At 64.8% G+C, this 24,267-nt stretch carries 16 protein-coding genes; 11 read left to right on the top strand and 5 right to left on the bottom strand.

The genetic code is table 11. The features are described 5' to 3' along the window. The first annotated feature begins 403 nt into the window (after nt 1-403). The 9 genes from ACN8ZM_RS07850 to truB all read left to right on the top strand — a co-directional run bounded on the left by ACN8ZM_RS07850 (nt 404) and on the right by truB (nt 12,599). A complete protein-coding gene (locus tag ACN8ZM_RS07850) occupies nt 404-1,306 on the top strand; it encodes a LysR family transcriptional regulator (protein ID WP_089450360.1) in 903 nt (300 codons plus the stop codon). A gap of 75 nt (nt 1,307-1,381) precedes the next feature. Further along, nucleotides 1,382-2,584 carry a pyridoxal phosphate-dependent aminotransferase gene (locus ACN8ZM_RS07855; protein ID WP_420210917.1) on the top strand — a complete coding sequence of 401 codons (1,203 nt, stop codon included), beginning with the start codon at nt 1,382-1,384 and terminating at the stop codon, nt 2,582-2,584. Nucleotides 2,585-2,856: 272 nt separating this feature from the next. Beyond that, nucleotides 2,857-3,888 carry an SMC-Scp complex subunit ScpB gene (scpB, locus tag ACN8ZM_RS07860; protein ID WP_420210918.1) on the top strand — a complete coding sequence of 344 codons (1,032 nt, stop codon included), beginning with the start codon at nt 2,857-2,859 and terminating at the stop codon, nt 3,886-3,888. A gap of 60 nt (nt 3,889-3,948) precedes the next feature. Further along, nucleotides 3,949-5,727 (top strand): 23S rRNA pseudouridine(2605) synthase RluB, encoded by a 1,779-nt coding sequence (rluB, locus tag ACN8ZM_RS07865; RefSeq protein WP_420210919.1) that lies wholly within the window; start codon nt 3,949-3,951, stop codon nt 5,725-5,727. 454 nt (nt 5,728-6,181) lie between these two features. Continuing rightward, nucleotides 6,182-6,640 carry a ribosome maturation factor RimP gene (gene rimP, locus ACN8ZM_RS07870; protein WP_014897219.1) on the top strand — a complete coding sequence of 153 codons (459 nt, stop codon included), beginning with the start codon at nt 6,182-6,184 and terminating at the stop codon, nt 6,638-6,640. After that, nucleotides 6,640-8,115, top strand: a complete 1,476-nt coding sequence (gene nusA, locus ACN8ZM_RS07875; protein WP_043182579.1) for a transcription termination factor NusA — start codon at nt 6,640-6,642, stop codon at nt 8,113-8,115. Before rimP ends, nusA begins: the two co-directional genes overlap by 1 nt. 91 nt (nt 8,116-8,206) lie before the next feature. Further along, nucleotides 8,207-11,140 carry a translation initiation factor IF-2 gene (gene infB / locus ACN8ZM_RS07880; protein WP_043182581.1) on the top strand — a complete coding sequence of 978 codons (2,934 nt, stop codon included), beginning with the start codon at nt 8,207-8,209 and terminating at the stop codon, nt 11,138-11,140. Nucleotides 11,141-11,254: 114 nt separating this feature from the next. Beyond that, a complete protein-coding gene (rbfA, locus tag ACN8ZM_RS07885; RefSeq protein WP_011351799.1) occupies nt 11,255-11,653 on the top strand; it encodes a 30S ribosome-binding factor RbfA in 399 nt (132 codons plus the stop codon). A gap of 13 nt (nt 11,654-11,666) precedes the next feature. Then, nucleotides 11,667-12,599, top strand: a complete 933-nt coding sequence (gene truB, locus ACN8ZM_RS07890) for a tRNA pseudouridine(55) synthase TruB (RefSeq protein ID WP_420210920.1) — start codon at nt 11,667-11,669, stop codon at nt 12,597-12,599. A 55-nt stretch (nt 12,600-12,654) separates the two neighbouring features. Here the strand turns inward: truB and ACN8ZM_RS07895 are convergent. The 5 genes from ACN8ZM_RS07895 to ACN8ZM_RS07915 all read right to left on the bottom strand — a co-directional run bounded on the left by ACN8ZM_RS07895 (nt 12,655) and on the right by ACN8ZM_RS07915 (nt 18,929). Continuing rightward, nucleotides 12,655-13,883, bottom strand: a protein-coding gene (locus ACN8ZM_RS07895; RefSeq protein ID WP_089449955.1) for an IS3 family transposase whose coding sequence is annotated in 2 segments (ribosomal slippage) — nt 12,655-13,515 and nt 13,518-13,883 — 1,227 coding nt in all. Because the reading frame shifts where the segments join, the coding sequence is not laid out codon by codon here. 115 nt (nt 13,884-13,998) lie between these two features. After that, complete coding sequence (locus ACN8ZM_RS07900; protein WP_043182584.1) at nt 13,999-15,558, bottom strand: DHA2 family efflux MFS transporter permease subunit; 1,560 nt, start codon at nt 15,556-15,558, stop codon at nt 13,999-14,001. A gap of 28 nt (nt 15,559-15,586) precedes the next feature. After that, complete coding sequence (locus ACN8ZM_RS07905) at nt 15,587-16,801, bottom strand: efflux RND transporter periplasmic adaptor subunit (protein WP_043182585.1); 1,215 nt, start codon at nt 16,799-16,801, stop codon at nt 15,587-15,589. A 52-nt stretch (nt 16,802-16,853) separates the two neighbouring features. Further along, nucleotides 16,854-18,350 (bottom strand): efflux transporter outer membrane subunit, encoded by a 1,497-nt coding sequence (locus ACN8ZM_RS07910; RefSeq protein WP_089450693.1) that lies wholly within the window; start codon nt 18,348-18,350, stop codon nt 16,854-16,856. 87 nt (nt 18,351-18,437) lie between these two features. Beyond that, complete coding sequence (locus ACN8ZM_RS07915; protein ID WP_011351804.1) at nt 18,438-18,929, bottom strand: MarR family winged helix-turn-helix transcriptional regulator; 492 nt, start codon at nt 18,927-18,929, stop codon at nt 18,438-18,440. Between the two features lie 329 nt (nt 18,930-19,258). On the opposite strand from ACN8ZM_RS07915, the gene typA reads away from it, so the two are divergent. Together typA and ACN8ZM_RS07925 are read left to right on the top strand one after the other, a co-directional pair. After that, nucleotides 19,259-21,085 carry a translational GTPase TypA gene (gene typA / locus ACN8ZM_RS07920; protein WP_043182588.1) on the top strand — a complete coding sequence of 609 codons (1,827 nt, stop codon included), beginning with the start codon at nt 19,259-19,261 and terminating at the stop codon, nt 21,083-21,085. Nucleotides 21,086-21,402: 317 nt separating this feature from the next. Beyond that, entirely contained in the window at nt 21,403-24,267 is a 2,865-nt protein-coding gene (locus ACN8ZM_RS07925) for a 2-oxoglutarate dehydrogenase E1 component (protein ID WP_043182590.1), read from the top strand.

Here is a 24,267-nt window from a genome sequence, read left to right on the forward strand (position 1 = left end):
CGGTGCGCTGCCCTGCGCCGCGCACTCTTCAAGCACTCGATCGTCGAGTGCCGGGTGGGGGCGTCCGGTTGGCCGGCAGCGGCGTTTCTGCTCTTCCGTCCGACGAAACCTGCGCCCTGTGCGCCAGGTAATGCACGAAGCGTGCCATGTCGGAGGTAATTCCCTCGTGAGCCGCTTGGCAGCGAGCTAACGGCTAAGTCAGCTAGGGGCGTATAAGACGCCAAAATAACCCGCCAGCAAATCGGGACAATCACCAATCTTGTGCAGTTCGCCCGCGCCACGTGCGTTCGCGGATGTATTGCACCGCAGCGAAACATGTGGGGCAGGTGCCTGATTCGCACATCGAAGCCGGATTCGCGCATTAAAATCACGCATCGATATCGACGATTGATGAGGTCGGGAAATGAACGTCACGCTGCGCCAGCTTCGCGTTTTCATCGAGGTCGCGCGGCTCAAGAGCTTCAGTCGCGCGGGCGGCGAGATCGGGCTCACGCAGTCTGCGGTCAGCCGCTGCGTGCGCGAGCTCGAAGCCGAGCTCGGATTGAAGCTGATCGACCGCACGACGCGCGACGTGCAACTGACCGATGTCGGTGCGAACCTGATCGCGAGCGTGTCCCGTCTGCTCGACGATCTCGACGACACGCTGCGTGAGATTCGCGAGATCGGCGAGCAGCGCCGCGGGCGCGTGATCGTCGCGGCCAGCCCGACGATCGCATGCCGGCTGATGCCGCGCGTGGTGGCGTCGTGCGAGCGCCAGTTTCCGTTCGTGACGCTCGGCTTGCGCGACGACGTGCAGAGCGATGTGTTGCGCAAGGTGAAGTCGAGCGAGGTCGACTTCGGCGTCGTGATCGGGCCGCTCACGGTAGCCGATCTCGTCTGCGAATCGCTGATGACCGATTCGTTCTGCCTGGTCGCGCGCGCCGACCATCCGCTCGCGGCGCGTGCCGAGGTGCCCTGGACGGCGCTGGACGGCGAGCGCCTCGTGCTCCTCGATCATGCGTCGGGAAGCCGGCCGCTGATCGATGCCGCGCTGGCTGCCCATCGCGTCAACGCGACGGTCATGCAGGAGCTCGGGCATTCGGCGACCGTGTTCGGGCTCGTCGAGGCCGGCGTCGGTGTGAGCGTACAGCCGTGGCTGTCGCTGCCGCTGCCTGCCGGCTCGACGCTCGTCGCGCGGCCGCTCACGCCGCGCACCGAGCGCACGGTCGAGCTGGTGCGCCGCCGCGACCGATCGTTGTCGCCCGCTGCGCAGGCGATCTGGGAGCTCGTGCGACAGATGCCGGCAAGGGCGGAGGATCTCGACTGACGCGCAGCGCTGTGCACCGGTCCGGCTTGAGGGCCGGTACACTACGCGGATCGTGTTCCTCGATGGTGGTGCTCGATGACGCATTCCGCAGACTTTCTTCCGGTGGCCGGCGCGCCGGCGGCGCGCGACGCGGTGCACGCGTTGCGACCGTCGTTGATCCGGGAGGTGGCAAACGCCGGCTTTGGCGTGCCGGACATGCTGCCGTTCTGGTTCGGCGAATCCGATCGCGTGACGCCGGACTTCATCCGCGACGCCGCAGCCGCGGCGCTGCGCGATGGCGCAACCTTCTACACGCACAACCTCGGTACTGCGCCGCTGCGCGACGCGATCGCGGCCTACGTCAGTGCCCGTCACGGCGCGACGGCGTCCGATACCGTGGCCGTGACGAGTTCGGGCGTGAGCGCGCTGATGCTGGCTGCGCAGATGCTGGTCGGTCCGGGCGAGCGGGTCGTCGCGGTCACGCCGCTGTGGCCGAATCTCGTCGAGATTCCGAAGATCCTTGGCGCGCAGGTCGAATGCGTGCCGCTCGGCTATGGCGATGCGGGCTGGCAACTCGATGTCGGGCGGCTGCTTGCGGCGCTGACACCCGATACGCGGATGCTGCTGATCAACTCGCCGAACAATCCGACCGGCTGGACGATGTCGCGCGACGACCAGCAAGCCGTGCTCGCCCATTGCCGCCGCCACGGCATCTGGCTGGTTGCCGATGAGGTGTACGAGCGGCTCGCGTTCGGCGCGGACGGCGCGCCATCGTTCCTCGACATTGCGTCGCGCGACGAGCGGGTCGTCGTCGTGAATTCGTTTTCCAAAGCGTGGGCGATGACGGGCTGGCGCCTGGGGTGGCTCATTGCGCCGGCGGCGGTGATGGGCGACCTGTCGAAGCTCGTCGAGTACAACACGTCATGTGCGCCAGGCTTCGTGCAGGCCGCGGGCGAAGTCGCGCTACGCGATGGCGAGCCGTTCGTGCGGTCGTTCGTCGCGGCACTGCGCGATGCGCGCGATCACCTGGTCGCTGCGCTGCGTACCCTGCCGGGCGTCGAGGTGCCGCCTCCACCGGGCGCGATGTACCTGTTCCTGCGCCTGCCGGGCGCGGCCGACAGCCTGGCGTTCTGCAAGACACTGGTGCGCGATGCGGGGCTCGGCCTTGCGCCCGGGCGCGCATTCGGCCCGGAGGGGGAAGGGTTCGTGCGCTGGTGCTACGCATGCGATCCAGCGCGACTCGACGCGGGCGTCGAACGGCTGCGCCGGTTCCTCGCGCGCGGCGGAGCCGCCCGCTGAAGCGGGGCCGGAGCGGACACGGCGCACTGGCGGCAGCCCGTTCGGCTCATCTTTACGCACCGGGCAATTTTGCGTAATATGGCGCTCAGTCACGCGGTTCCGTCGTTGAGCCGTGCTGTTCCGTCCGGTTTGGGCCTGGCCTGAAGTTGGTTCGCCGCCCCCGGTTCGTGCTCCCATCAATATGACCGATCAGAATCGGGCGAGCGCGTCTTCCGTTCCTTTCGTCTGTTTGTTGATCCGGTTCGTTTGACCACAGGGTCTGACCTAGCTGCATGAATACCCAAGAGGCGAAGATCGTCCTCGAGACTGCTTTGATCTGTGCGCAGGAACCGCTGAAACTCGGCGATTTGCGCAAGCTCTTTGCCGACGGCGTGTCGGCTGACACGGTCCGCACGTTGCTCGAAGATCTGAAACAGGATTGGTCCGGCCGCGGCGTCGAACTGGTGGCGCTGGCAACCGGATGGCGCTTCCAGAGCAAGCCGGCGATGCGTCACTATCTGGATCGCCTGCATCCCGAGAAGCCGCCGAAATATTCGCGCGCGGTGCTCGAAACGCTCGCGATCATCGCGTACCGGCAGCCCGTCACGCGCGGCGACATCGAAGAAATTCGCGGTGTGACGGTCAATACGCAGGTGGTCAAGCAACTCGAGGATCGCGGCTGGATCGAAGTGATCGGCCATCGCGACGTGCCGGGGCGCCCGGCGCTGTATGCGACGACCAAGCAGTTCCTCGACGACCTCGGCCTGAAGGCGCTCGATGATCTGCCTGCGCTCGAAGAGCCGGCCGCGAACATCGAGGCTGCGCTGCTGGCTCAGCAGGCAATGGATTTCGACGAGGGCATGTCGGTTGCCGACGATGCGGCGGGCGATACGTCGCACGCGGATGAGGCATCCGCCGGCCAATCGGCGGGATTGCCGGATGGTCCTGCAGCGGACGTCGCGTCGACGCAGGAAATCCCGAGCCGCGATACGCTCGATGCTGATCGCGGGCAAACGGAACAATTGGAACAGGCTGGCGCCGAAGCAGTGCCGGCCGGTGTGCAGCCCGAGCCGCTGCGCGCGGATTGGAGCGAGGAAGATCGCAAGCCGGCTGCCGAAACGGTTGCCGGAGACGGAGCGGAAGCGGCCGGCGACATGCCCGGCGAGGCCGGCCAGGCCGACGCCTCCCGTTCCCGTCCCGCGGACGGCGAGATGCTGGACGATACGTCCGACAGTCTCGCCGACGCCGTACGAAGCGCCAGTGCACCGATCGGTGCCGACGCGCTGCCGGACGACGAAGCAGAACCCGAACAGCGTCGCGCCTGATCGCGGCCAACTTCTTGCCGCGCCCGAGCCGGGCGCGAGACCTGACATTTTGAGGTTGTTTTGACAGATATCCACGATATTGAATCGTCCGCGCCTGCCGTGCAGGCAGCGCGTGCCGACGATGCGCCGGAGCAGGGCGCTTCGGCCGAGGGTGGCGACGAGCGTCCCCGCCGCGGTCTGCGGCGAGGCCCGCGTAGCCTGATCGCGCGGCGTCGCGCGGCGGCCAAGTCGAAGGGCGCCGAAGGCGAGCCGCAGGGCGAAGAAAGCGCTGACGCGCAGCCGGCCGAAGCCGCCGAAGCGCAGCAGCCGGCGCGTGCGCCGCGCAAGGAAGGTGCGGCCAAGGGTGCTCGCAAGCCGGCCGCCAAGCGCGAAGGTGCGGCCAAGGCCCCGGGCGGCCAGGGTGGCCAGGGCCGTCGCGGCGCTGCGGCGAAGGTTGAAAGCGGCACGGTGAAGGCGGAAGGCGATGCGTCCCAGGACGAGCTGTTCGCCTACGTGACGTCGCCGGCATTCGATGCGGACAATTCCGCGGGCGGTAGCGGCGTGCGTGCGCCGATGCTGCGTCGCGGCCGCAGCCAGCCGGCGAACAAGCGTGTGCTGTCGCCGGACGACGATGCACCGAAGCTGCACAAGGTGCTGGCGGAAGCGGGCATGGGCTCGCGTCGCGAAATGGAAGAGCTGATCGTCGCCGGCCGCGTGTCGGTGAACGGCGAGCCCGCACACATCGGCCAGCGCATCATGCCGACCGACCAGGTGCGGATCAACGGCAAGCCGGTCAAGCGCAAGCTGCCGAACAAGCCGCCGCGCGTGCTGCTGTACCACAAGCCGACGGGCGAGATCGTCAGCCACGCAGATCCGGAAGGCCGTCCGTCGGTGTTCGACCGCCTGCCGCCGATGAAGACGGCGAAATGGCTCGCGGTGGGCCGCCTCGACTTCAATACCGAAGGTCTGCTGATGCTGACGACTTCGGGTGACCTCGCGAACCGCTTCATGCATCCGCGCTACAGCGTCGAGCGCGAGTACGCGGTGCGCGTCGTCGGCGAGCTGGCCGAAGGCATGCGGCAGAAGCTGCTGCATGGCGTCGAGCTCGATGACGGCCCGGCGAACTTCCTGCGCATCCGCGACGGTGGCGGCGAGGGCACGAACCACTGGTATCACGTCGCGCTGGCCGAAGGCCGCAACCGCGAAGTGCGCCGTATGTTCGAGGCGGTCGGCCTGATGGTGAGCCGTCTGATCCGTACGCGCCACGGCCCGATTCCGCTGCCGCGCGGTCTGAAGCGCGGTCGCTGGGAAGAGCTCGACGATGCGCAGGTGCGCAAGCTGATGGCGACCGTCGGCCTGAAGGCGCCGTCCGAGGAGAAGGGCAAGCGCGGCGGTGCCGGCCAGGCCGAGCGCCGTCAGCCCGATCCGATGCAGACGTCGATGGGCTTCATCGGCCGCGAGCCGGTGCTGACGACGCACGGGCAGCTGGATCAGCCGCGTCGCGGCGGTGGTCGCCGCGGCGGACCGGGCCTGCCGGGTCTGAGCGGCTACGGCAGCCTGCCGGTCGCGCCGTCGGGCTACGGCAATCGAACTGGCGGCGGCCGGGATGGCAACCGTGCGGGCGGCGGACGCGATGGTAATCGCGCTGGCGCTGGCGCTGGCGGTGGCCGTGGCGATGTCGACGGCAATCGTGCGTCGTATGGCGCGGGCCCCAAGCGCGACAGCGCGGGACCCAAACGCGGCGGCAGCAAGGGCGGCAACCGCAACCCGAACGGCAATCGAGCCGAGGGCGCCGCCGGCAACGGTGGTGGTGCACGCGGCGGCCAACGTCCGCAGCGCAGCCGCACGCGCAGCCGCTAAGCGTTCAGGCTGCGGCGGTGCAAAGCCGCCGGCGTACCGGAAGGATCGGCAGTCGTCCGGTTCTGTCGGTGCGACGCGTTGCGTTTATTGCTTTCGGCTATATATATGTCGCGTGCCGCTGCTTGGCCGCCGGCATAACCGATCACCGGCGTGCCACGATGGCGCCGGTCGATCGGGCAGCCCGATTTCGCATTTTGGGCCCGTAAAGGCAGGCAACACGCTGCTTTTACCGGCTGGCTTGGCGTTTACGCCAAAAATCGCTATAATCGCGAAGTCGCTGGGCGTACGGATTCAATGTGCGGCTCAGGTGCGACCACCAGTAAGAAGATGGGCGTTCCGCCCATTTTTTTTTGCTGAAACGGTTAGGCATCTCGGGTAGCGCTTCCTGCGCCGGCTAAGGCGCGCGCCCGCGGGTGAATCGCGAGCGGCGGGCGCGAACACCTGAGAGGACACAGTGCAACTGACGGAACTGATAGAAACCACGGTCACCGGGCTCGGCTACGAGCTGGTGGATCTCGAGCGCACCGGGCGCGGCATGCTTTGCATCTACATCGATCAGCCTGCCGGCATCTCGCTCGAAGATTGCGAAAAGGTCACGCGTCAGCTCCAGCACGTCTTGACGGTCGAAAACATCGATTACGAACGGCTCGAAGTCTCGTCCCCGGGGCTCGACCGCCCGTTGAAGAAGCTGGCCGACTTCGAGCGCTTCGCCGGCAGCGAAGTTTCCGTGACTTTGAAAAAGCCGCTGGACGGGCGCAAGACGTACCGGGGCATTCTGCACGCGCCGAATGGCGAAACGATCGGTTTGGAATTTGAGAGGAAGAAGGGCGAGGCGGCCATGCTGGATTTCACGCTGGCCGATATCGACAAAGCCCGCCTGATTCCGCAAGTTGACTTTAGGAGCCGCAAATAATGAGTCGCGAAGTGTTGATGCTGGTGGATGCGCTGGCGCGCGAGAAAAACGTCGACAAGGATGTGGTGCTGGGCGCCCTCGAGGCTGCGCTCGCGTCCGCTTCCAAGAAGCTGTTCGACGAAGGCGCCGAAATCCGCGTCCATATCGATCGCGAAAGCGGCGAGCACGAAACCTTCCGTCGCTGGCTCGTCGTACCCGACGAGGCAGGCTTGCAGGAGCCGGATCGCGAGATCCTGCTGTTCGAAGCACGTGAGCAGAAGCCCGACGTTGAAGTCGGCGAGTATGTCGAGGAACCCGTTCCGTCGATCGAGTTCGGTCGCATCGGCGCGCAGGCCGCGAAGCAGGTGATCCTGCAGAAGGTGCGCGACGCCGAGCGCGAGCAGATCCTGAACGACTACCTCGAGCGTGGCGAAAAGATCATGACGGGTACGGTGAAGCGCCTCGACAAGGGCAACTTCATCGTCGAATCGGGCCGTGTCGAGGCGCTGCTGCGCCGCGATCAGCTGATCCCGAAGGAAAACCTGCGCGTGGGTGACCGCGTGCGCGCGTACATCGCGAAGGTCGACCGCACCGCGCGCGGCCCGCAGATCGAGCTGTCGCGTACGGCGCCCGAATTCCTGATGAAGCTGTTCGAGATGGAAGTGCCGGAAATCGAGCAGGGTCTGCTCGAGATCAAGGCGGCTGCCCGCGACCCGGGCGTGCGCGCGAAGATCGGCGTCATCGCGTACGACAAGCGGATCGATCCGATCGGCACCTGCGTCGGCATCCGCGGTTCCCGCGTGCAGGCCGTGCGCAACGAGCTCGGTGGCGAAAACATCGACATCGTGCTATGGTCGGAGGATCCCGCCCAGTTCGTGATCGGCGCGCTCGCGCCGGCAGCTGTTCAGTCGATTGTCGTCGATGAAGAAAAGCACTCGATGGACGTCGTCGTCGACGAGAACGAGCTGGCTGTCGCGATCGGCCGCAGCGGTCAGAACGTTCGCCTTGCAGGCGAGCTGACCGGCTGGCAGATCAACATCATGACGCCGGACGAATCCGCCCTGAAGCAGGGTGAAGAGCGCGACCGGCTGCGTGCGCTGTTCATGGCGCGTCTCGACGTCGACGAAGAAGTTGCCGACATCCTGATCGACGAAGGCTTCACGAGCCTGGAAGAGATCGCGTACGTGCCGCTCAACGAAATGCTCGAAATCGAGGCGTTCGACGAGGACACCGTGCACGAACTGCGCAACCGCGCACGCGACGCGCTGTTGACGATGGCCATCGCGAACGAAGAAAAGGTCGAGAACGCAGCGCTGGATCTCAAGAGCCTCGACGGCATCACGCCGGAGTTGCTTGCGAAGCTGGCCGAACACGGCATGCAGACGCGAGACGATCTCGCCGAGCTGGCAGTGGATGAACTGGTCGACATGACCGGGATGGAAGAGGATGCCGCTAAGGCGTTGATCATGAAAGCACGTGAACACTGGTTCCAGTGAGAAATGACCATGGCGCACTGATTTGATGGCGGCCGTATGGCCTGACCCGATGCTAACCGCAAGGAATCGGTCCTTGCACTAAGAGGAATGAATGGCGAGTAACAACGTAGCCCAATTTGCCGCGGAACTGAAAATGCCTGCTGGTGTGCTGCTCGAACAGCTGCAGGCAGCGGGCGTCCAGAAAGCGAGTGAAGACGATGCGCTGTCCGAAACGGACAAGGCGCGTCTGCTCGATCATTTGCGCAAGTCGCACGGCGCAACCGACGGCGACAAGCGCAAGATCACGCTGACCCGCAAGCATACGTCGGAGATCAAGCAATCTGACGCGACGGGCAAGGCTCGCACCATTCAGGTCGAGGTCCGCAAGAAGCGTACGTTCGTCAAGCGCGACGACGCGAGCGAGGGTGCGGAACAGGGTCAGGCGCAGGTCGCCGAAGCGGATGACGATGCAGAACTGAAGCGTCGCGAAGAAGAAGCGCGCCGCGAGGCCGAGCTGCTCGAGAAGCAGGCGCAGGAACTGCGCGAGCGTCAGGAGCGCCTCGAGCGCGAGGAAGCGGAGCGCCGTGCCCGCGAGGAAGCGGCTGAAGCCGAGCGCCGTCGTGCCGAGGAAGAAGCGGCGGCGAAGCGTGCCGCGGCCGAAGCTGCGGCGGCACAGCAGCAGGCAGCCGCACAGCAGCAGGCGGCCGCACAGCAGGCTGCTGCTTCCGAACCGGAAGCGGCGACTGCGCAGTCCGCGCAGGACGAAGCACGCGCAGCCGCCGAACGTGCGGCACAGCGCGAAGCGGCGAAGAAGGCTGAAGACGCTGCCCGCGAGGCGGCGGACAAGGCGCGCGCCGAGCAGGAAGAGATCAGCAAGCGTCGTGCGGCGGCAGAAGCCGAAGCGCGTGCGATTCGCGAAATGATGAACACGCCGCGCAAGGCCGTGGTCAAGGCAGTCGAGCCGCCGAAGCCGGTCGAGCCGCCGAAGCCGGCCGAAGCGAAGGGCACGCTGCACAAGCCGGCAAAGCCGGAAGGTGCGCAGGCGCGTCCGGCCGTGAAGAAGCCGGCCGGTGCTGCAGCACCGGCTACGACTGCGCCGGCAGGCGCGGGCGACCGCAACAAGAAGCCGGGCGCAGGCAAGGGCGGCTGGCAGGACGACGCATCGAAGCGTCGCGGTATCAAGACGCGCGGCGATTCGAGCGGCGGCGTCGACCGCGGCTGGCGCGGCGGCCCGAAGGGTCGCGGCCGTCACCAGGACAGCTCGACGTTCCAGGCGCCGACCGAACCGATCGTCCGCGAAGTGCACGTGCCGGAAACCGTGTCGGTTGCCGACCTCGCGCACAAGATGTCGGTCAAGGCCTCCGAAGTCATCAAGGTGATGATGAAGATGGGCCAGATGGTCACGATCAACCAGGTGCTGGACCAGGAAACGGCGATGATCATCGTCGAGGAACTGGGCCACCGCGCGGTTGCCGCGAAGCTGGACGATCCGGAAGCGCTGCTCGTCGAAGGCGAAACGGGTACCGATGCGGAGCAACTGCCGCGTCCGCCGGTCGTCACGGTCATGGGTCACGTCGACCACGGCAAGACCTCGCTGCTCGACCACATCCGCCGCGCGAAGGTTGCCGCTGGCGAAGCGGGCGGCATTACGCAGCACATCGGCGCTTATCACGTCGACACGCCGCGTGGCGTCATCACGTTCCTCGATACGCCGGGTCACGAAGCGTTCACGGCAATGCGTGCACGCGGCGCGAAGGCGACCGACATCGTGGTGCTGGTGGTGGCAGCCGACGACGGCGTGATGCCGCAGACGAAGGAAGCCATCGCCCACGCAAAGGCAGGCGGGGTGCCGATCGTCGTCGCGATCAACAAGATCGACAAGCCGGACGCGAATCTCGATCGCGTCAAGCAGGAACTGGTCGCGGAAGGCGTCGTGCCGGAAGAGTACGGTGGCGATTCGCCGTTCGTGCCGGTTTCGGCGAAGACGGGCGCGGGTATCGACGATCTGCTCGAGAACGTGCTGCTGCAAGCCGAAGTGCTGGAACTGAAGGCACCGGTCGAGGCGCCGGCCAAGGGCATCGTGATCGAAGCGAAGCTCGACAAGGGCAAGGGCCCGGTCGCGACGATCCTGGTGCAGTCCGGTACGCTGAACCGAGGCGACGTCGTGCTGGCGGGTACGGCCTACGGCCGCGTGCGCGCGATGCTCGACGAGAACGGCAAGCCGACGAAGGAAGCCGGCCCGTCGATCCCGGTCGAAATCCAGGGTCTGTCGGAAGTGCCGGGTGCGGGCGAAGAAGTGATCGTGCTGCCAGATGAACGCAAGGCGCGTGAAATCGCACTGTTCCGTCAAGGCAAGTTCCGCGACGTCAAGCTTGCGAAGCAGCAGGCCGCGAAGCTGGAAAGCATGCTCGAGCAGATGGGCGAAGGCGAAGTGCAGAACCTGCCGCTCATCATCAAGGCGGACGTGCAAGGCTCGCAGGAAGCACTCGTGCAGTCGCTGCTCAAGCTGTCGACCGACGAAGTGCGCGTGCAGATCGTGCACAGCGCGGTGGGTGGCATCAGCGAAAACGACGTCAACCTCGCAACGGCATCGAAGGCGGTCATCATCGGCTTCAACACGCGTGCAGATGCACAGGCGCGCAAGCTGGCCGAGTCGAACGGCATCGACATCCGTTACTACAACATCATCTATGACGCAGTGGATGAGGTGAAGGCGGCGATGTCGGGCATGCTGGCGCCGGAGAAGCGCGAAGTCATCACCGGCATGGTCGAGGTGCGCCAGGTCTTCAAGGTACCGAAGATCGGTGCAGTCGCCGGCTGTATGGTGACGGACGGTATCGTCAAGCGCTCGTCGTCGGTGCGCGTGCTGCGCAACAACGTCGTGATCTTCACGGGCGAACTCGAATCGCTGAAGCGCTTCAAGGACGACGTGAAGGAAGTGAAGCAAGGCTTCGAGTGCGGTATGTCGGTGAAGAACTTCAACGACATCGTCGAAGGCGACCAGTTCGAAGTCTTCGAAGTGACCGAAGTCGCGCGTACGCTGTAACCCTCGCGCATCGGCTCATGGGCGGGGCAGGCTTGGGCCTGTCCCGCCCATTTTCATGGTGGCGTGCCAACACTGGCCGCCGCTTTATCCTGATAAACGGATCACGGATCGATCATGTCCAGGAAACGTACTTCCCCCAATCGCAACGTGCAGATCGCTGACCAGATTCAGCGCGATCTGTCCGAACTCATCATGCGCGAGGTCAAGGACCCGCGCATCGGCATCGTGACCATCCAGAGCGTGGAACTCACGCCGGATTACGCGCACGCGAAGGTTTACTTCACCGCGTTGACCGGCGATCCGGCCAAGACGCAGGAAGCGCTGAACCATGCGTCGGGTCACTTGCACAACCTGTTGTTCAAGCGCCTGCACATTCATACGGTGCCGACGCTGCATTTCCACTACGACCAGACGATCGAGAAGGCCGTCGAAATGTCGCGCCTGATCAAGGAAGCGAACTCGACGCGCGCGAAGGACGATGACGAGGCCGACGCGGCCGCCAAGGACGACTGAGCTCGACCGGCCTATGACGACTGCAGCACCCCAACGTCCGCGCGTGCCCCGGCGCGTGCTGGACGGCGTCCTCCTGCTCGACAAGCCGATCGGCCTGTCGAGCAACGACGCACTGATTCGCGCGAAGCGCCTGCTGCTCGCGAAGAAAGCCGGTCACACCGGCACGCTCGATCCGCTGGCTTCGGGCTTGTTGCCGCTGTGCTTCGGCGAGGCGACGAAGTTCTCGCAGGATTTGCTCGAAGCCGACAAGACCTACGAAGCGACGATGCGTCTCGGTCAGCGTACGGCCACCGGCGACGCGGAAGGTGAGGTGATCGACACGCGGCCCGTCGAATGCGACCGTGCGGCGGTAGAAGCCGCGCTCGTGCGCTTCACCGGCGATATCGTGCAGGTGCCGCCGATGTATTCGGCGCTCAAGCGCGATGGCAAGCCGCTGTACGAATATGCGCGCGCGGGTCAAACCGTCGAGCGTGAGGGCCGCAACGTGACGATCCTCGCACTCGACCTGCTCGCGTGCGACCTGCCCGACGTGACGTTTCGCGTGACCTGCACCAAGGGCACTTACGTGCGCACGCTGGCCGAGGACATCGGCGAGGCGCTCGGTTGCGGTGCGCATCTGACGATGCTGCGTCGCACGGGCGTCGGCGCGCTGACGCTCGAGCATGCGGTGACGCTGGATGCGCTGTCCGACGCCGACGACGCGTCGCGCGATGCGTGGCTCCAGCCGGTCGACGCGTTGCTGTCGACGTTTCCGCTGGTTCGTCTCGATGAAACCAGTGCGAAGCGGTTCCTGCACGGCCAGCGTCTGCCGCTATCCGCGCTCGATCCGATCGATGCGGCAGAAGGCGGGCGTGTGCGTGTCTACGACGCGACGCGGCTGCTCGGTGTAGCGCGCAAGGCGAACGGCGTACTGGCGCCCGAACGGCTCGTCGTCACGGCTGGCTGACGCCGCCGAGCGAACGCGCTCCCGTCTGTCAAGTCCTGGAATAGGTTGACAGTATTCACCCGCTAAACGCCCGATGCACCGCATCGGGCGTTTTGTATTTGAGGGCGGCATGGGGCCGCTCGCAGTTGTAGATGTTCACCGACTGTTCGACCATCTTTGCGGCCTGCTTGAGATCGGCCGGGCGATGCAGTAAGAACTCGCCTTTAAGGATGCCGTTGATCCGCTCTGCCAGTGCATTCTGATAGCAGTCGTAGCCATCGGTCATCGAGCAGCGCAGACCATGGCGTCGATGGATGTCCTGGTAATACGTCGAGCAGTACTGGATTCCGCGATCGGAATGATGGATCAACGGCTGGCGGCTTCGGCGCGTACGCAACGCCTTCTTGAGCGCCTGACTGACTTGCTCGGTCTGCAGGCTGTCATGGACGTGGTAGCCGACGATCTTGCGCGAGAACGCGTCGGTCACAAGGCTCAGGTACACGAACGGACCAGCGGTCGGCAGATAGGTGATGTCGGCAACCCAAACCTGCTCGGGGGCTTTCGGCACGATTTGCTCCGGGCCGGCTTTCAATAGGTTCGGATGGCGCCGGAAGCGGTGATGGCTATGGGTGGTCTTGTGATATGCGCGGTGTGGTGCGACCAGTAGGTGCGCGGTGCGCAGCACGTCGAACAGCCGGTCCCGCCCCAGCTTGATACCACGCTCGACCAGCGTTGGTCCGAGCAGATGATGCAGCTTGCGCGTGCCCAGCCTCGGTTGTCGCAGGCGGATGTTCTGTACCAGTGAGGTGACGGTCTCGGCTTGCGAGCAGCGATGAGCCTCGCTCTGGCAACGCTTGTAATACGCTTGGCGGCTGATGCCCATGTATCGGCAGGCCCGCTCGACGCTCAGCTTTTCGACCCGCCTTTGCGCGACGACCTGCCCGAAGGCTTTTTTACGGTGATCCCGTAGTCCTTGCGCATCACGTCGATCACCGCCTCGAACAGCGCGGCTTTCTCCTGCGCTTCTCGCAACTGCGTCTCCAACTCCTTGATGCGCTGCTCCGGCGTGAGCGGCTTCGAATCTTGCTTCGGCATGGTGGAACCTGATCGCGCACGACCGGATGGATCGGCCCAATCCTGCAAGCCGTGCTTACGTAACCATACCAGCACCGTCGAGCGGCCCTGAATGCCGTAGCGTCGCTGCGCCTCTTTGTAAGTCAGATCGCCTTTTTCGACTTGCACCACCACCGACAGCTTAAAAGCCAGGCTGTAGTCCCGCTGCGTCCGCTTGATCCCTTGCTCCATCTGGCACCTCCTCGCCTCAGCGAAAAAGTGTCAACCTATTTCAGGATGGGTCAGTCGAAATAAAAAAGCCCGGTCGAGGTCGACCGGGCTTTTTGTTTGCGTTCTGGCTGCGTGTTCAGTGTGCGGCCGATGCCGCGGCACCTGCATCGCCGCCACCTGAGCGCTCGGGCTTCGTGATCCAGATCAGCCCGATCAGCAGCACGAAGATCGCCGCGGAGATGTAGAACAGGTCGTTCACGCCGAGCTGCGCGGCCTGCTGCGTGGCCATGTTGTTGATCAGCCCGTGCGCCTGGTCCTGCGTCAGACCGAGGTTGCCCATCTGCGTGACGGCCTGGTTGAACGTCGGGTTGTAGACGTTCGTCTGCTCGACCAGTTGCGCGTGATGGAAGTTGTTGCGATGGTCCCAGGCCGTCTGGAAGATCGACGTGCCGATGCCGCCGCACATGATCCGCACGAAGTTCGACAGGCCCGATGCCGCGGGGATGCGGTGGCCGGGCAGGCCGGACAGCGTGATCGACACCAGCGGGATGAAGAAGCCGGCCATCGCGATGCCCTGCACGAGGGTCGGCAGGGTCAGCGACCATTCGTCGACACCCGTCGTGTAGCGCGACCGCATCCAGAAACACAGCGCAAACGTCAGGAACGACGCCGTCGAGATAAAGCGCGGATCGGTGCGCGGCAGATACTTCCCGGTGAGTGGCGACAGCAGGATGGCGAACAGCCCGACCGGCGCCATCACGAGACCGGCGTCGGTCGCGGTGTAGCCGATCTGCGTCTGCAGCCACAGCGGCAACAGCACGAGGTTGCCGAAGTACAGGCCGTATCCGATCGACAGTGCGACCGTGCCACCGGTGAAGTTCCGCATGCGGAACAGCGACAGGTCGACGACCGGGTGTTCGGCGGTCAGCTCCCAGATGACGAAGAACGCGAACGCGATAACGGCGGTCAGCGCAAGCACGATGATGGTCGTCGATTCGAACCAGTCGAGATCCTTGCCCTTGTCGAGCATGATCTGCAGCGAGCCGACCCAGATGACCAGCAATGCGAGGCCCACGCCGTCGATCGGCGCACGGCGCACGGCCGATTCCCGATTGCGATAGATCGCCCACGTCGCGGCGGCGGCGGCGATGCCGACCGGGATGTTGACGTAGAAGATCCACGGCCACGAGTAGTTGTCCGAGATCCAGCCGCCGAGGATCGGGCCGGCAACCGGCGCGATCAGCGTCGTCATCGCCCATAGCGCGAGCGCCATCGGCGCCTTGGCGCGCGGATAGCTCGACAGCAGGAGCGCTTGCGACAGCGGGATCATCGGGCCCGCAACCGCGCCTTGCAGCACGCGCGACCCAAGCAGGAACGGCAGGTTGGGCGAGAGCCCGCACATCCACGACGAAATCACGAACAGGATGATCGACGCGAGGAACAGGCGAACCTGCCCGAAGCGGTCGGTCAGCCAGCCGGTCAGCGGCACGGAGATCGCGTTCGCGACCGCGAACGACGTGATGACCCATGTGCCCTGGTCGGACGACACGCCGAGGTCGCCCGAGATGGTCGGGATCGCGACGTTCGCGATGGACGTGTCGAGCACGTTCATGAACACCGCGAGCGATACCGCGATCGTCCCGATCACGAGCTGCCCGCCCTGCAAGGGCGGGTGAGAGACAGGAGCCTGTGCCATGTCGGTTGTCTTTCCGGAGTCGGAACGGTTACATCATCTTCGCGATGGCGTTCGACTTCGCCGCGGCCGGTGCCGATGCGTTGCCGCCTGCGTTCTCGGCAACGATGCGGGCGATTTCGGCGTCGGCTTCGTCGCCATACTTCGCGAACACGTTGGTCTCGTAGACGGTGTTCGGCGCGTTCACGAGCTGGTCGCCGCGTTCGTCCTTGATGTCCACGTCGACCTGCATCGACAGGCCGATACGCAGCGGGTGCTTGTCGAGATCCTTCGGGTCGAGTTCGATCCGCACCGGCAGGCGCTGCACGACCTTGATCCAGTTACCCGTCGCGTTCTGCGCCGGCAGCAGCGAGAACGCCGAGCCGGTACCGGCCGAGAAACCGACCACCTTGCCGTGGTAGACCGCCGACGAGCCATAGATGTCGGCCGTCAGTTCGACCGGCTGGCCGATGCGCATGTGCTTGAGCTGGACTTCCTTGAAGTTCGCATCGACCCACACCGCGTTCAGCGGCACCACCGACATCAGCGGCGTGCCCGGCGACACGCGCTGGCCGACCTGCACCGAGCGCTTCGCGACATAGCCGGTGACCGGCGCGGGCAGCACGTTACGTGCGTTCGCAAGATAGGCATCGCGCACCTTCGCGGCCGCGGCCATCACGTTCGGATGCGATGCGATCGTCGTGTTTGCGGTCAGTGCGCGGTTCGACGCGAGTTGCTGCTGCGATGCGTCGAGCGATGCCTGGGCGGCGCGAACGGCGTCGCGTGCGTGCGAGATTTCTTCCTGCGACACGGCGCCCGTCTGTGCGACGGCTACGCGGCGACGGAGATCGTCCTCGGCTTTCGACAGGTCGGACTGGCGCAGTGCGACTTGCGCGCGGTACTGGTCGTCGTTGACGAACAGGCCGCGCACCTGGCGCACCGTCTGCGCGAGATTGGCTTCGGCCTGCTGCAGCGCGACCTGCGAGTCGGCCGGGTCGAGCACGACGAGCGGATCGCCGGCCTTGACCGTCTGCGTGTCGTCGGCCTTCACCGCGATCACGGTGCCGGTGACTTGCGGCGTGATCTGCACGACGTTGCCGTTCACGTACGCGTCGTCGGTCCCTTCATGGAAGCGGGCGACGAGGAAGTAATACAGGCCGTACGCAATGGCCGCGATCACGATGACCGCGACGAGCAGCGTCATCATTCGCTTGCGTTTGCCGTTGCTCTGCGGCTGCGCGCTGGCGGCGTTTTGTTGGTCGCTCATGGCGATTTTCTCCGTCCGTTATTTCGAGTGTCTGCGTAGTGGTGGCGCCGGATCAGTTGGCGGCCTGTTTTGTCGGCTTGTCGGCATCGGGCGCGGCGAGCGGCGTACCGGTCGCGTCGAACCCGCCACCCAGCGCCTTGATCAGCGCGAGCTGCATGTCGCGCCGGCGCATCTTCAGGTTGGTCACCGTCTGCTCCGATGCGAGGCGGTTGCTGTCCGCGGTCAGCACCTGCAGTTGCGGCGACAGGCCTGCCTTGTAGCGGATGACAGCGAGGTCATAGGCGCGCGTCGATGCGTCGAGTGCGCGTTGCGCATCGCCCATCTGGCGATCGACCGCGCGGATCGACGCGACCTGCGTCGCGACATCGTTCAGCGCACTGATCAGCGTCTGGTTGTAGTTCGCCACCGACAGGTCGAAGTCCGCATAGCGGCCCTTGAGCTGCGCGCGCAGCGCGCCGGCGTCGAAAATCGGCAGGTGGATCGCCGGGCCGAACTGCGCCTGGCGGCTCGCGAAGTTCAGGAATTTGCCCCAGCCGAACGCATCGAAGCCGAAGCCGGCCGCGAGGTTCACGTCGGGATAGAACTCGGCCTTCGCTTCCTTCACGTCGTGCATCGCGGCTTCGACCTGCCAGCGTGCGGCGACGATGTCGGGGCGGCGCGCGACGAGATCGGCCGGCAGGTTGCCGGGCAGCGCGACTTCGCCGCTCGGGTTCATCACGGGCGCGGCGATCTGCAGCCCGCGATCCGGGCCCTTGCCGAGCAGCGCCGCGAGCTGGTAGCGCACGGTCGTGATCTGGCCGTCGAGATCCGACAGCGAAGCCTGGGTCGTCGCGATATTGCCGCGGGCCGTCTGGCGTTCGACGTTGGTGTCGAGGCCGGCCGACACGCGGCCGTCGGTGATCTTGCCGACCGTCTCGCGGTTGGCGATCTCCCGTTGGGCGATATCGCGCAGCGCATAGAGCTGCGCGAGCGAGTTGTAGGTGCGTGCGACCGACGACGCGAGCGTGATGCGCGCCTGCTGCATGTCGGCTTCGGCCGCCTTTTCCTGCGACACGGCGGTGTGCAGGCGTTCGCGGTTCTTGCCCCACAGGTCGAGTTCCCACGAGGCACTCGCGAGCGCGTTGTTCTCGCTGTACCACTGGCCGCCGTACGGGGGCGGGAACAGTGCATTCGACGAATACAGCTCGCGTGTCCACGAATAGCTGGCTTCCGCCTTCGGCAGCAGGCTCGAACGCGACGATTCGATGTACGACGACGCCTTGGCGATACGCGCCTGCGCCTGCGCGATCGACGGATTGCCCTGCAGGGCTTCGTCGATCAGCTTCGGCAACTGCGGATCGCCGAACTGGCCGGCCCAGTCGAGCGCCGGCCACTGGCCGCCCTGGGCCGGCAGGCTCTGGGCGGATTCGAATTGCGACGCGGGGGCGATCTGCTTGTCGCTCTTGATGCCGATGTAGTTAGCGCAGCCCGCCAGCGCCAGTGCGGCGACCGCGGCGGCGACGGCGGCGCGGCACGACCCGGCGCGCACGGACAACGGGGAGGATTTCATCGCGCTGATCCCTGACTCGGAATGAATGATGGACACTGCAAGGATTCCCTTACATTAATCTGTCAAAAGTAATTGTTATGGCAACTATTACGTGATGCTGCCGCCGGCGGTCTCGCAGTAGTTGCTGAGAATGCGGCGCAGCATGCTCTTCAGGAACCCGACTTCTTCCGGCGTAAACCCGTCCAGCACCTGGTCGAGCACGCTGCGGAAAATGGGCGGCAGCCGCTCGGCGAGCGCACGGCCTTCGTCGGTCAGCTCGAGGCGCACGACGCGCCGATCCTCGATGCTGCGGACGCGGGACAGCAGGCCGCGTTTCTCGACCCGGTCGAGCAGGCGCGTGACCGCGCTCGCGTCGATCCCGTACTCGCGCGCGAGCTCGGCGGCCGTCGAGCATTTGCCGACCGCGATCATGAACAGCATGCTCGCCTGCGTGCCCGTGATGCCGAGCTCTTCCTGCGTGCGTTGCGTGACGAGGTTGGTCATCACCGACTTCACGCGCGACATCAGATAGCCGACGCTGTCGTTCATCTGATACGAAGACAGCGGCGAAACGGGCGGTTGGGTAGAAGAATCCGACATAAAACCCTGAAGCTGCAATAGTTGACTAGGCAGCAGTATAGGCACAGTTGCTTGCCGCGGCAAATGTTAATCGAACGGCAAAGGGCGCGCTTCGCGTCAGACAAATCCCTTATATCGATAAGGTTTTTGACCTCGTCGGTGATGCGGCTTCGGCATGATTGATGCGTTCGAGGGGAGGGCGTGCCGGCCAGCTTGTCGCGTCGCAACGTGCCCCATCAGCTCTCGACATTCTCACGTGCTATAATTTGTGGCTTTCCAAGCTGCAATGTGCGCGCGCCCGTGAAAAACGAGCGGGCGCGTTTGCGCGTTCAAACGATTTCCAGGTTTCTATGACCCGCGCCCTTCGCAATATCGCCATCATCGCCCACGTCGACCACGGCAAGACCACGCTCGTCGACCAACTGCTTCGCCAGTCCGGCACCTTCCGCGAGAACCAGCAGATTGCGGAGCGGGTGATGGACTCGAACGACATCGAAAAAGAGCGCGGGATCACGATTCTCGCGAAGAACTGCGCGGTCGAGTACGAAGGCACGCACATCAACATCGTCGACACGCCGGGGCACGCGGACTTCGGTGGTGAGGTGGAGCGCGTGCTGTCGATGGTCGACTCGGTGCTGCTGCTCGTCGACGCGGTCGAGGGCCCGATGCCCCAGACGCGCTTCGTCACGAAGAAGGCGCTCGCGCTCGGCCTGAAGCCGATCGTCATCGTCAACAAGATCGACCGTCCGGGTGCGCGGATCGACTGGGTCATCAACCAGACCTTCGACCTGTTCGACAAGCTCGGCGCAACGGAAGAGCAGCTCGACTTCCCGATCGTCTACGCATCGGGCCTGAACGGCTATGCGTCGCTCGACCCGGCTGCGCGCGAAGGCGACATGCGCCCGCTGTTCGAGGCAGTCCTCGAACACGTGCCGGTCCGCCCGGCGGATCCGGAAGCGCCGCTGCAGCTGCAGATCACGTCGCTCGACTATTCGACGTACGTCGGCCGGATCGGCGTCGGCCGCATCACGCGCGGTCGCATCAAGCCGGGCCAGCCGGTCGCGATGCGCTTCGGGCCGGAAGGCGATGTGCTGAACCGCAAGATCAACCAGGTGCTGTCGTTCACGGGCCTCGAGCGTGTGCAGGTCGAATCGGCCGAAGCGGGCGACATCGTGCTGATCAACGGTATTGAAGACGTCGGCATCGGTGCAACGATCTGCGCGGTGGATACGCCGGAAGCGCTGCCGATGATCACCGTCGACGAGCCGACGCTGACGATGAACTTCCTCGTCAACTCGTCGCCGCTCGCCGGCCGCGAAGGCAAGTTCGTCACGAGCCGCCAGATCCGCGACCGCCTGATGAAGGAACTGAACCACAACGTCGCGCTGCGCGTGAAGGACACCGGCGACGAAACGGTGTTCGAAGTGTCGGGCCGCGGCGAACTGCACCTGACGATTCTCGTCGAGAACATGCGTCGTGAAGGCTACGAGCTGGCCGTGTCGCGTCCGCGCGTCGTGATGCAGGAAATCGACGGTGTCCGTCACGAGCCGTACGAGCTGCTGACGGTCGACGTCGAGGACGAGCATCAGGGCGGCGTGATGGAAGAGCTCGGTCGCCGCAAGGGCGAGATGCTCGACATGGCGTCGGACGGCCGCGGCCGCACGCGCCTGGAGTACAAGATCTCGGCGCGTGGCCTGATCGGCTTCCAGAGCGAGTTCCTGACGCTCACGCGCGGCACGGGCCTGATGAGCCACATCTTCGACTCGTACGCACCGGTCAAGGACGGCTCGGTGTTCGAGCGCCGCAACGGCGTGCTGATCTCGCAGGACGACGGCGCTGCCGTGGCCTACGCACTGTGGAAGCTGCAGGATCGCGGCCGCATGTTCGTGAAGCCGGGTGACGCGCTGTATGAGGGCATGATCATCGGTATCCACAGCCGTGACAACGACCTCGTCGTGAACCCGATCAAGGGCAAGCAGCTGACCAACGTGCGTGCGTCGGGTACCGACGAAGCCGTGCGCCTCGTGCCGCCGGTCCAGATGTCGCTGGAATACGCGGTCGAATTCATCGACGACGACGAGCTCGTCGAAGTGACGCCGCAGTCGATCCGTCTGCGCAAGCGTCACCTGAAGGAACACGAGCGTCGCCGCGCGAGCCGCGAAGGCGCGGTCGACTAAGCATTTCGACCGTTCGCTGCATCACGGAAAAGGCTGCCTGCGGGCAGCCTTTTTTTGCATCTGCGCGACGTGCAATCGGGTTGCCTGCAAAACACTGTTTCTGGCGGTCGCGGCAATCCGGCAAAACCCCGTCGGGCGGGCTTTCAGGCGCATTTCACCGTGAACTCCGGTATCGGTTCTGTGATATGCTGCGCGCACGCAAGTTTAGGTCCTTCCAAGCAAGACTTGATTCGCAATCCGCTAAACGGTCAGGCCGTGTCGCGGAAGGTTGAGTAACCCGCTATTTCTCGAGAAGCTCGAAGAAAGGTGAGCGTAAAATGTCAGATGTAATGAAGCAGTTTCAGCTGAACTCCTATCTGTTCGGCGGCAATGCTTCGTACGTTGAAGAACTGTACGATGCATACCTCAACAATCCGGCATCGGTGCCGGAGAACTGGCGAGAGTATTTCGACGCGCTGCAGAACGTACCTGCAACGGACGGTTCGAATGCCAATGACGTCGCCCATTTTCCGATCGTCGAATCGTTCGCCGAGCGCGCGAAGGCCAATGCCTTCATTCCGCGCGAAAGCACCAGCAATCTGGCTGCGGCACGCAAGCAAGTGCACGTCCAGTCCCTTATCAGCGCCTATCGCTTCCTCGGCTCGCAATGGGCCAATCTGGATCCCCTGAAGCGTCGCGAGCGTCCCGCCATTCCCGAGCTCGAACCCGCGTTCTACGATTTCTCCGAAGGCGACCTCGACCAGACGTACAGCGCAAGCAACCTGTACTTCGGTTTCGACCAGGCTTCGCTGCGTGACATCGTCAAGGGTCTGCGCGACACGTACTGCGGCACGATCGGCGCCGAATACATGTACATCAGCGACCCGGAACAGAAGCGCTGGTGGCAGGAGCGCCTGGAGTCGATCCGCGCGACGCCGAATTTCTCGGCAGACGAGAAGAAGCACATCCTGAATCGCCTGACGGCAGCGGAAGGCCTCGAGCGCTATCTGCACACCAAGTACGTCGGCCAGAAGCGCTTCTCGCTCGAAGGCGGCGAAAGCTTCATCGCAGCGATGGACGAAGTCGTCCAGCACTCGGGCAAGCGCGGCGTCCAGGAAATCATCATCGGCATGGCCCACCGTGGCCGTCTGAACGTGCTGGTCAACACGCTGGGCAAGATGCCGGCCGACCTGTTCGCCGAATTCGAAGGCAAGCACGTCGACGACCTGCCGGCCGGTGACGTGAAGTACCACAAGGGCTTCTCGTCGGACGTGTCGACGGAAGGCGGCCCGGTCCACCTGTCGCTCGCGTTCAACCCGTCGCACCTCGAAATCGTGAACCCGGTGGTCGAAGGTTCCGCGAAGGCGCGTATGGATCGTCGCGGCGACGAAGACGGCCTGCAAGTGCTGCCGGTGCAGATCCACGGTGACGCGGCCTTCGCTGGCCAGGGCGTCGTGATGGAAACGCTGAACCTCGCGCAGACGCGCGGTTACGGCACGCACGGCACGCTGCACATCGTCATCAACAACCAGATCGGCTTCACGACGTCCGACCCGCGCGATGCGCGCTCGACGCTGTACTGTACCGACGTCGTCAAGATGATCGAGGCGCCGGTGCTGCACGTGAACGGTGACGATCCGGAAGCTGTCGTGCTCGCGATCCAGATCGCGATCGACTACCGGATGCAGTTCCACAAGGATGTCGTGATCGACATCGTCTGCTTCCGCAAGCTGGGCCACAACGAGCAGGACACGCCGGCGGTCACGCAGCCGCTGATGTACAAGAAGATCGCGCAGCACCCGGGCACCCGTGCGCTGTACGCCGAGAAGCTCGTGCAGCAGGGTGTGATCACCGCGGAAGACGCCGACGGCTTCGTGAAGGCGTACCGCAAGGCGATGGACGACGGTCACCACACGGTCGACCCGGTCCTGTCGAACTACAAGAGCAAGTACGCGGTCGACTGGGTTCCGTTCCTGAACCGCAAGTGGACGGATGCAGCCGACACGGCCGTGCCGCTCGCAGAACTGAAGCGCCTCGGCGAACGCATCACGACGGTCCCGGAAAACTTCAAGGTTCACCCGCTCGTCGAGCGCGTGATCAACGACCGTCGCAACATGGCGCGTGGCGACCAGCCGCTCGACTGGGGCATGGGCGAGCACCTCGCGTTCGCGTCGCTCGTCGCATCGGGCTACTCGGTGCGCCTCACGGGCCAGGACTCGGGTCGCGGCACGTTCACGCACCGTCACGCGGTGCTGCACGACCAGAACCGCGAGCGCTGGAACGACGGCACGTACGTGCCGCTGCAGAACATCGCTGACGGCCAGGCGAAGTTCACGGTGATCGACTCGGTGCTGTCGGAAGAAGCGGTGCTGGGCTTCGAATACGGTTACTCGACCGCCGAGCCGAACACGCTCGTGCTGTGGGAAGCGCAGTTCGGCGACTTCGTCAACGGCGCACAGGTCGTGATCGACCAGTTCATCTCGTCGGGCGAAGTGAAGTGGGGCCGCGTGTCGGGTCTCACGATGCTGCTGCCGCACGGCTACGAAGGCCAGGGTCCGGAACACTCGTCGACGCGTATCGAGCGTTTCCTGCAACTGTGCGCAGATCACAACATGCAGGTCGTTCAACCGACGACGCCGGCGCAGATTTTCCACCTGCTGCGTCGCCAGATGATCCGCCTGTTCCGCAAGCCGCTGATCGTCGCGACGCCGAAGTCGCTGCTGCGCCACAAGGAAGCAGTGTCGGACCTGTCGGAACTCGCGAAGGGTTCGTTCCAGCCGGTGCTGGGCGAAACCGACGGCGGCATCGACGCGAAGAAGGTCAAGCGCGTGCTGGCATGCTCGGGCCGCGTGTATTACGACCTCGTCGCCCATCGCCGCGAAGCGAAGGCGAACGACGTCGCGATCATCCGTATCGAGCAGCTGTATCCGTTCGCGCACAAGCAGTTCGAAGCCGAAATGAAGAAGTACGAGAACGCGACTGAAGTGGTCTGGGTGCAGGACGAGCCGCAGAACCAGGGTCCCTGGTTCTACGTCGAGCACCATCTGAAGGAAGGCATGAAGGAAGGGCAGAAGCTGGCATACAGCGGCCGTCCGGCTTCGGCCTCGCCGGCGGTTGGCTACTACGCGAAGCACTACGAGCAGCAGAAGGCCCTCATCGAAGGTGCATTCGGCCGCCTGAAGAGCGCATCGATCGCGAAATAA

Source organism: Burkholderia aenigmatica, from assembly GCF_048627025.1.
Taxonomy (GTDB): domain Bacteria; phylum Pseudomonadota; class Gammaproteobacteria; order Burkholderiales; family Burkholderiaceae; genus Burkholderia; species Burkholderia aenigmatica.